At 73.7% G+C, this 1,118-nt stretch carries 1 protein-coding gene; it reads right to left on the bottom strand.

Going from position 1 to position 1,118, the window contains the following annotated elements; all coding sequences use genetic code 11:
- Positions 1–1,118, bottom strand: a 1,118-nt coding sequence (gene nagA, locus IE329_RS39910; RefSeq protein WP_190215973.1) for an N-acetylglucosamine-6-phosphate deacetylase, incomplete at both ends; no start/stop codon positions are given.

Here is a 1,118-nt window from a genome sequence, read left to right as displayed (position 1 = left end):
CCGCTGACCCATGCGCCGCGGCGCATCACGGCGACGACCTGGTAGCTCTCGGAGTCGAGGACGACGAGGTCGGCGTTCTTGCCGGTCTCCAGGCTGCCGACGGTGTCGGCGAGGCCGAGCAGGCGGGCGGGGACGGCGGAGAGCGATTCGACGGCCTGGTTGAGGCTGAGGCCGTTGAGGGTGACGGAGCGGCGGAAGGCGACGTCGAGGGTGAGGGTGGAGCCGGCGATGGAGCCGCCCTCGACGAGTCGGGCGACGCCGTCCTTGACCTCGACCTGGAGCGGGCCGAGGGGGTAGAGGCCGTCGCCCATGCCGGCGGCGCCCATGGCGTCGGTGATGAGTGCGACGCGGGAGGCGCCGGCGGTGCCGTAGGCGAGGTCGAGCACCGAGGGGTGCAGGTGGATGCCGTCGTTGATGAGTTCGACGGTGACCCGGTCGTCCTCCAGGAGGGCGACGATCGGGCCGGGGGCGCGGTGCTGGATGCCGGGCATGGCGTTGAAGAGGTGGGTGGCGACGGTGGCGCCGGCCTCGATGGCTTCGAGGGTCTTGGCGTAGTCGGAGTCGGTGTGGCCGACGGCGGCGATCACGCCGAGGTCGGCGAGCATCCGGACGGAGTCGAGGCCGCCGGGCAGTTCGGGGGCGAGGGTGACCATCCTGGCGTGGCCGCGGGCGGCGTCGACGAGTTTGCGGACCAGGGCGGGGTCGGGGTCGCGGAGGAGGTCGGGGCGGTGGGCGCCGCACCGGTTGTGGGAGATGAAGGGGCCTTCGAAGTGGACGCCGGCGAGGATGCCGTCCTCGGCCAGTTCGGAGAGGACGGCGGCCTGGCGGCAGACTTCGTCGATCTCGCCGGTGACGGTGCTGGCGACGGTGGTGGTGGTGCCGTGGGCCAGGTGGGTGCGGGCGGCGGTGAGTGCCTCCTCGGCGATGCCGGAGGCGTAGGAGCCGCCGCCGCCGCCGTGGACGTGCAGGTCGACGAAGCCGGGGACGACGGTGTGGCCCGTCAGGTCGAGGTCGCCCGGTTGCCGGTCGCCGCCGAAGGCGGACAGGGTCGTCCCCTCGACGGTGAGCCGGCCGTCCTCGACGACGCCGCCCGGCAGGACCAGTCGGGCGCCCGCCAG

The sequence above is a fragment of the Kitasatospora indigofera genome, from assembly GCF_014655955.1.
GTDB classification, from domain to species: Bacteria; Actinomycetota; Actinomycetes; order Streptomycetales; family Streptomycetaceae; genus Kitasatospora; species Kitasatospora indigofera.
The sequence above is the reverse complement of the archived record's forward strand: the minus strand, read 5'-3'. Positions and strand labels throughout refer to the sequence as shown.